Here is a 504-nt window from a genome sequence, read left to right as displayed (position 1 = left end):
CCCGAACAGCCACACCACAACCTCGGTGGTGTGGGTGCCGTACTTGAGCAACATGCCCAGCAGCAACCCGGCCCAGGTCAGCCCCTCTAAAAATGCAGCCACGGCAAACAGCCGACCCATCGGCGACAACGCAGAAGAAGCACGCATGCAAGACTCCAGACGGACAAGGATTGCCGCGACGCGATGGCGGCGGCGACGCCCGCTGGCAACTGCATTCTACAGAGCGCCTGCCGCATCGGCAGCGCGTCGTATTGCACGATGACGAGGTTGGAAGCGGCATCTGCAGTCAACCGTGAGGATCTGCCCGCGCAGGTCCATCTGTCTGTGGGCGAGTACGAGCAACGGCGTTACCACCACAACTACGACATGGTCACCGATGCGCAGGCCATGGTGCGGCGCTTGCGCGCATGCGTGCGGGAGGGGCTCTGCAGCGCGCCCCACCCCCCCCCACTTCTGGCACATGGCGGAATTACGACAGCGCTTATAAATTTTGCCAATGCGCAC

Annotated in this window: 1 protein-coding gene and 1 pseudogene; one reads left to right on the top strand and one right to left on the bottom strand. The window is 62.9% G+C overall.

Annotation, left to right across the window (positions count from 1 at the left end; all coding sequences use genetic code 11):
- Window positions 1–147 (bottom strand): DUF3817 domain-containing protein (locus tag ABQX22_RS27015; RefSeq protein WP_441005336.1); only part of this gene is annotated, 147 nt, incomplete at its 3' end.
- 36 nt (window positions 148–183) lie between these two features.
- Between ABQX22_RS27015 and ABQX22_RS27010 the strand changes: the two are divergent.
- A pseudogene (locus ABQX22_RS27010) lies at window positions 184–504 on the top strand (hypothetical protein); the annotation flags it as partial.

This window comes from Xanthomonas sp. WHRI 1810A, assembly GCF_040202885.1.
In the GTDB taxonomy this organism is placed as follows: domain Bacteria; phylum Pseudomonadota; class Gammaproteobacteria; order Pseudomonadales; family Pseudomonadaceae; genus Aquipseudomonas.
The sequence above is the reverse complement of the archived record's forward strand: the minus strand, read 5'-3'. Positions and strand labels throughout refer to the sequence as shown.